Source organism: Sphingobium sp. FW306-1B-F04DB, assembly GCF_058781925.1.
Genome location: NZ_JBYSXE010000089.1, coordinates 1 through 6,857, shown reverse-complemented (window position 1 = coordinate 6,857; position 6,857 = coordinate 1). Strand labels below are relative to the sequence as shown.

The following is a 6,857-nucleotide window of genomic DNA, read 5'->3' as shown; positions in this document are numbered from 1 at the left end:
GACCATGACGCGGCGATCGTGCGCGGCGATCCCGCGACGCGCTCCTTCTCGATCGTCTATCTGAAACAGGGCCGCGTGATCGCGCTCGACTGCGTCAACGCCACCAAGGACTATGTCCAGGGCCGCAAGCTCGTCACCGAAGGCCTCTCACCCGACAGGGCAAGGCTCGCCGACGCCAGCGTGCCGCTCAAGGAACTCGTCGGCTGACGCGACACGTCTTCGAACCGACGCCGATCTGTCACACCCCGGTCACTGCGCGCTCATAGGGCGCTCGGCATCCAGCGTCGCATGGCGCGATGCTGCTCGGGAGGGCATTATGGGCGCAGCCGCAGTCAGCGGAAGTTCGGAGCATTCGAAGCGGGATCGCATCCGTCAGGCGGTGCTGCGCGATCCGAAGCTGAGCAAGCAGGGGTTGCTCGACCGCGCCTTTGCGCTCGCCTTTCAACGGCTGGTCTATGCGCAGATCTGGGAAGACCCGGCGATCGACCTAGAGGCGCTGGCGATCACGCCCGACTGCCATGTCATTGCGATCGCGAGCGGCGGCTGCAACGTGCTATCCTATCTCACCGCCGATCCCGCGTCGATCACCGCAGTCGACCTCAACACCGCGCATATCGCGTTCAACCGGCTGAAGCTGGCGGCGGCGCAGCACCTGCCCGACCACGACGCATTTCACCGCTTTTTCGGTGAGGCCGATCGGCCCGAGAATATTGCAGCCTATCACGCGCATGTGCGCCCCCATCTCGACGAAATCACGCGGCGCTACTGGGAGGGGCGTGATCTGACCGGACGGCGCCGGATCAACGGTTTTGCCAGGGGCATCTACAAACGCGGGCTGCTGGGCAACTTCATCGGGACGGCGCATCTGCTGGCGAAGCTCTATCGGGTTGATCCGCGTGAACTGCTCGAAGCTGGCAGCATTGAGGAGCAGCGCGCGATTTTTGACGCCAAATTCGCGCCCATGTTCGACAGGAAATTCATCCGCTGGCTGACCGATCAGCCGGCGTCGCTTTTCGGCCTCGGCATTCCGCCCGCGCAGTATGACGCCCTCGCCGGCGACGAGCCGGCGGGCATGGCGTCGGTGCTGCGTCAGCGCCTCGAAAAGCTCGCCTGCGATTTCGATATCCGGCAGAATTATTTCGCCTGGCAGGCCTTCGGGCGCGGCTATGGCAAGGGACCGGACGCGCCGCTTCCTCCGTATTTGCAAAGTGCAAATTATGACGCGGTGGTCGCGCGGCTCGATCGCGTCAGCATACGCCATGCCAATTTCGTCGAGCATCTGGCGCAGAAGACCGCGACGAGCCTCGATCGCTATGTGCTGCTCGACGCACAGGACTGGATGAGCGATGCACAGCTGACGCATCTCTGGGCGGAGATCACGCGCACCGCGAAGCCCGGCGCGCGCGTCGTCTTCCGGACGGCAGCGGCGCCGAGCCTGTTGCCCGGAAGGGTGCCTGCCGACCTGCTCGATCGCTGGCACTACGAGGGCGAGCAATCGGCCGACTATACGCGGCGCGACCGTTCCTCGATCTATGGCGGGGTGCATCTCTACGTGCTGAAGCCGTGAATCGCGCGGCAGTGAAGGTCGATGCCGCGCGGCATATGGACGGCATCTATCGCTATCAGCGGCATATCTACGACCTTACGCGCAAATATTATCTGCTTGGTCGCGACCGGCTGATCGGCGGGATGAAGGTGCCCGTGGGCGGTACGGTGCTGGAGGTCGGGTGCGGTACTGGGCGCAATCTGATCGCGGCGGCGCGCGCCTGGCCGCATGCGCAATGCTTCGGCTTCGATATCTCACCCGCGATGCTCGATACCGCGCGGCGCTCGATCGCGCGCTCGGCACTGGATGCCCGGATCGCGCTTGCCCAGGGCGATGCCACGGGCTTCGATCCGCAAACCATGTTCGGGCGCGCATGGTTCGACCGGATCTTCCTGTCATACATACTGTCGATGATTCCCGACTGGCAGGCTGCGATTCGGGCGGCGTGCGATGCGCTGGCGGAACGGGGTACGCTGCATATCGTCGATTTCGGGCAGCAGGAGCGACTGCCGCAGGCATTCCGCGCGCTGCTCTTCGCCTGGCTGGCGCGCTTTGACGTGACCCCTCGCGCGGACCTGAAGCACGTGCTCACGGCGATCGCCGAGGAACGCGGCTTGCTGCTCGAGTTCACGCCGTTATGGCGCGGTTATGCGTGGGAGGCGGTGCTCAGGAAGCCGGCGCGGGCTGCTTGATGTCGGCGGCCCAGTCGATCGCGGCCTGCCGCTCGCCCGGCTCGAAGACCTTGAGTTCGATGAAGGGCAGGGCGATGTCCGCGCCGTGCATCAGCGTCCGGATCCATTGCTTGTCGGTGACCACCGCCTCGCGTTTGAAGCGGTTCCATTCCCGGATCTTGCCGAAGCCATAGCGCAAATCCTCCAACGCCGCCTTGAAGGTCATGTCCTCGAAACCCGTCAGGTCGACCATGATCGCGATGTGCTTGTGGCTTTTGAGCTTGGCGTCGACATCGGCCACCAGCCGGTCGAAGTCCCCCTTGGTGAGCGTGCCCGAGATGGCATAGGCAGCCAGATGGTCAGGGGCGGGCAGGATTTCGAGCATGATGCACCTCCGGCGGTGTGAACGAGCGTCATCGGATCGGAGTTCCGCGCTTCATTGGTGCCACGGACTCACCCTGGGCAGCCAGCGCGGTACATGCGCGCGATATTGTCGGTAGGTATCGCCATAGCGTCGGGCGAGCCCAGGTTCCTCATAGCCGATGACGAAGAGATGGAAGGCGATCGCGATTCCCGCGGCATAGGCGAGCAGTTCAGCGCGAGCGAGCCATAGCGCCTGCGCCAGGATCAGCGCGATCACCGCCAGATACATCGGGTTGCGGACATGGCGATACGGCCCTGAGACGATGAGGCTATGGGGCGGAGCGATGGGAGCCGGCGTGCCGTAACCCTGCCAGGCGAAGCGGACGAAACTTTCGATCAGGACCAGCGCGCCCGCAAGGCCCAGCATGATGGCAAGCGGTTTGCCGAACGCCACCAGATCCAGCACGCCGCGCTGCCAGCGTGTTATCCACCAGGGGACGAGCCCGGCGATGGTGCCCGGCGCGAGCGTCAGGAACAGTGCGGAACCCAGAAGCGCGGTGGCGCGGCGTTGCATCGACGCTAGTCGCGACGCAGCGCGCTGAACGAAAAGGCGATATCGACTCCCGCTGCGATCTCATCGGTCGACACCCATTCGCCCTGGCCGACGCCGAAGGCGGTACGGTCGATGTAGCTGGTACCCGAAACGCGCGCCTTGTTGTCGTTGATGTTGAGCGTGAAGCGCAGATTGGCGGGTTTGCTGACGCCGCGCAGTTCCAGCGTGCCGCGCGCCTCGTAGCGATCGCCGCCAAGATGGCGGATGTCGCGCGAAACGAAGGCTGCGCCCGGGTGCGTTGCGACATCGAAGAAGTCGCTGCCCCTGAGCGAATCGTCGCGCTGGCCGTCACCCGTATGCGCCGAGGCAAGATCGACGATGACGCGGATGCCCGACTTGTCGAGCGCGTCCGGGTTGAAGTGGATTTCCGCGCGCCAGCGATCGAAGCGGCCGTTGATCGCCTCGCCATTCCAGCGCGCGGTGAAGCCGAGCCGACCTCCGGGCAGGACTGTCCATTCGATGAGCGGCTGCTTCTCCTTGTCGGGCGCGACCTCCAGCGCGTTTTCGATCGCAGCAGCCGCGTTCTCAAGCACCGGAGCGGGGCTGGATGCGACCGCAGGAACGGGTGGGGTTGTAGCCTCTGCGGGTATCGCGCGGAGCCGTTCGGGATAGGCGAGCTTCCCCGCAAAGAGCGCGGCGAGGATCAGCGCGAGCGCGCCGATCACCGCAGGCACCGCGCGGCCGCGCGCAAACGGAGCCATGCGCTGGAGCTCGGGTTTGCCGAGCAGCCATTGGTGGCGCAGCGCGCCCGCGACGTGAAGCAGGAACAGCGTGACCGCGAGCCAGGCCATGGCGCTGTGGATCGCCTCGGCGGGCTCGTGCCAGGCGCGGCCGACGGGCAAATGCGGCCAGGGCACGATGCCGTAGAGCAGCGTCGGCACCTTGATCCTGGCGGTCGAGACGATCACCCAGCCCGCCAGCGGCCCGACGATCATCACGAGATAGAAGGACTGGTGGACGACATTGGCCAGCGTTCGCAGCCATTCCGAATCCTCCGATGGCGCCGGGCGCGGATGGGTAAGGCGTATCGCGAGGCGCGCGAGCGTCAGGAGGAGGATGGTGATGCCGATCGACTTGTGCAGCTGGAAGCGCGCGAAGAGTTCGGGCGTGTTGGGCCCCTCAAGCGTCCAGCCAAGCGAGATCTGGAAGGCGAGCGCCGCCGCCAGCAGCCAGTGAAGCGTGATCGCGGCATAGCTGTAACGCTGGGGTGACATGGCGACCTCGAGCCCTACTGAATGCGGCCCAAGATGAACAGCAAAAGGGCTGGCAAGACAAGCCATTGCCACCGGACTGTTCACCGTCGCCCCACAGCGAAGGCGGGAGCGGCACAAGAGGGTCTCTGGTGGCGCGGCGGCGTCAGGCCGCCTTGCGCATGTCCAGACGTTCCCAGATCTCGACAAGCGCGGCGGTGAGATCGCGCATCATCGCCTCGTTGTGCGACGGGCCGGGGGTGAAGCGCAGCCGCTCGGTGCCCCGCGGGACCGTGGGATAATTGATCGGCTGCACATAGACGCCGTATTCGGCGAGCAGGATGTCGCTGATCTTCTTGGCCTTGACGGGATCGCCCACCATCAGCGGGACGATGTGTGTGGTCGACGGCATCACGGGGAGGCCAGCCTCGGCGAACAGCGTCTTGAGCATCGTTGCGGCGGCTTGCTGACCCTCGCGCTCGACGCTCGAGCTTTTCAGGTGACGGACCGCCGCGAGCACGCCCGCGACGAGCACCGGCGAGAGCGAGGTGGTGAAGATGAAGCCGGGCGCATAGGAGCGGATGACGTCGATGATCATCCGGTCGGCGGCGATATAGCCGCCCATCACGCCGAACGCCTTGCCCAGCGTGCCCTCGATGATGGTGAGGCGGTGCGCGACCTCGTCACGCTCCGAAATGCCGCCGCCGCGCGGGCCGTACATGCCCACCGCATGGACCTCGTCCAGATAGGTGAGCGCGTTGTACTTGTCGGCAAGGTCGCAGATCGCGGCGATCGGCGCGATGTCGGCGTCCATCGAATAGACGCTTTCGAACGCGATCAGCTTGGGCACCTCGGGATCCGCGGCGGCAAGCAGTTCCTCGAGATGCTCGAGGTCGTTGTGACGGAAGACGCGCTTCTCACAGCCCGAATTGCGGATGCCCGCGATCATCGAGGCGTGGTTGAGCTCGTCCGAGAAGATGATGCAGCCGGGCAGGATCTTGCCGAGCGTGGCGAGCGTCGCCTCGTTCGAGACATAGCCCGAGGTGAAGAGCAGCGCGCCCTCCTTGCCGTGCAGGTCGGCGAGCTCGTTCTCGAGATCGATGTGATAGTGCGTGTTGCCGCCGATATTGCGCGTGCCGCCCGAGCCCGCGCCGACATCGTGCAGCGCCTCTTCCATCGCGGCGATCACCTTGGGATGCTGGCCCATGGCGAGATAGTCGTTGGAGCACCAGACGGTGATGGGCTTGGGGCCGTTATGCCCGGCAAAGCAGCGCGCATTGGGATAGGCGCCCTTGTTGCGCAGGATATCGATGAACACGCGGTAGCGTCCCTCGGCATGCAGCCGATCGATCGCCTGGGAGAAAACGCGCTGATAGTCCAATGTCTTGCCCTTCAGACTCTGTGTCTGCCTCTGGCTCGTTCGGCCAGCCTTTACCGCCGCCGCCCCCGGAAAGCCAGCGAGAACGGTTCGCAAGAAGGTGCGGGAATTGCGATCAGGGTGGATGGGTGAATCGATGATCCCGACTCGTACTGTGCGATTTCGGACAAAGGTCAGGAAAGTCAGCCGTGCGGAGAAATCCGCTCGATCAGTGGGGCCGCATTGATCGAGTTAGGCGATCAATGTTTGGCGTGTCATCCGCACATGGTCAAAGAGCCGATCATTGTATCAGCGTGACAGACCGGGGGGCGTGTAGGACAGCAATTTCTGATGACTACCGACCCTCTTGCGGTCATTCGGCCTAACTGCCAACATTCGTTATGTCCGAACGATCTTTCTGGATTGGTTACGTTCTAGCGATGCTTGTCAGCTTCGCTGCCATGGCCACAAATGCGCCGGTTTGGGCCACTAACGTGGCCGTCGGTTGCGCGTTCATATTCGGATTGCCTGCCGCGTTTCTCTGCATTCGACGCAAGTGGTCTGGTCGTTCGGTGCGCGTCCGCTAACCACGACTTTTCCGACATTGCGAGGGACGAAAGCCACCGCCAAATCCGGACAGTCCCCACACGACGACATACCGGTCAAAGAACCAGACTTCCGCGTCTGCCGTATTGCATTCCGGTCGCGGTCGTGCACGAATGCGGTCGCCGCGTTTCGAATGGGGGGTGAGCGTGGGATATAGGCAGTATAACGATGTTCTCGAGGAAGAGGACACTGGCGAGAATTTCCTGATCAGGCATTGGCGGGGACATTTGTCGCTCCCCACAAGCTGGTTTCTTGTTGGCGGCGCGCTCAGTACTGTTGCGCTCAACATCATTCTCGCGGGTGTCCTCGCGATCCAGGAGTCAAGCACATCGCTTCAATTAATCGCTGCAGTCTGGATCGGGTTCATGACCTTGTTCCTTGTCATCCGCACTTGGGCGATCGTTGGCATCTGGCGCTCCGCCGACAGGCACGAGGCTAGTCATCTGGAACTGAAGTAAGTATCATTGTATATGCCGTTGTTGGATAGGCAGGGGCATTCATGATGGCGGGT

At 63.7% G+C, this 6,857-nt stretch carries 8 protein-coding genes; 4 read left to right on the top strand and 4 right to left on the bottom strand.

Annotation, left to right across the window (positions count from 1 at the left end):
* From AC3WJD_RS21485 to AC3WJD_RS21475, 3 genes are all read left to right on the top strand, one after another.
* A partial coding sequence (locus tag AC3WJD_RS21485; RefSeq protein ID WP_492748815.1) for an oxidoreductase C-terminal domain-containing protein occupies positions 1–207 on the top strand: 207 nt, incomplete at its 5' end.
* Between the two features lie 109 nt (positions 208–316).
* The gene (locus tag AC3WJD_RS21480; RefSeq protein ID WP_492748812.1) at positions 317–1,567 is read left to right on the top strand and encodes a BtaA family protein; all 1,251 of its coding nucleotides are present in this window, start codon (positions 317–319) and stop codon (positions 1,565–1,567) included.
* A gap of 35 nt (positions 1,568–1,602) precedes the next feature.
* The gene (locus AC3WJD_RS21475; RefSeq protein ID WP_492748817.1) at positions 1,603–2,238 is read left to right on the top strand and encodes a class I SAM-dependent methyltransferase; all 636 of its coding nucleotides are present in this window, start codon (positions 1,603–1,605) and stop codon (positions 2,236–2,238) included.
* Here the strand turns inward: AC3WJD_RS21475 and AC3WJD_RS21470 are convergent.
* From AC3WJD_RS21470 to hemA, 4 genes are all read right to left on the bottom strand, one after another.
* Positions 2,213–2,602, bottom strand: coding sequence for a SpoIIAA family protein (locus tag AC3WJD_RS21470; protein ID WP_492748811.1), 390 nt, complete (start codon positions 2,600–2,602; stop codon positions 2,213–2,215). The two genes, AC3WJD_RS21475 and AC3WJD_RS21470, sit on opposite strands and share 26 nt — an antisense overlap.
* A 51-nt stretch (positions 2,603–2,653) precedes the next feature.
* Complete coding sequence (locus tag AC3WJD_RS21465) at positions 2,654–3,154, bottom strand: methyltransferase family protein (RefSeq protein ID WP_492748808.1); 501 nt, start codon at positions 3,152–3,154, stop codon at positions 2,654–2,656.
* A 5-nt stretch (positions 3,155–3,159) separates the two neighbouring features.
* On the bottom strand, positions 3,160–4,407 hold the full coding sequence (locus AC3WJD_RS21460) for a YceI family protein (protein WP_492748805.1): 1,248 nt from the start codon (positions 4,405–4,407) through the stop codon (positions 3,160–3,162).
* Positions 4,408–4,549: 142 nt separating this feature from the next.
* Positions 4,550–5,764, bottom strand: a complete 1,215-nt coding sequence (gene hemA / locus AC3WJD_RS21455; protein WP_492748801.1) for a 5-aminolevulinate synthase — start codon at positions 5,762–5,764, stop codon at positions 4,550–4,552.
* A 728-nt stretch (positions 5,765–6,492) separates the two neighbouring features.
* Here hemA and AC3WJD_RS21450 point away from each other — a divergent pair.
* A complete protein-coding gene (locus AC3WJD_RS21450) occupies positions 6,493–6,804 on the top strand; it encodes a hypothetical protein (RefSeq protein WP_492748798.1) in 312 nt (103 codons plus the stop codon).
* Positions 6,805–6,857: the final 53 nt, after the last annotated feature.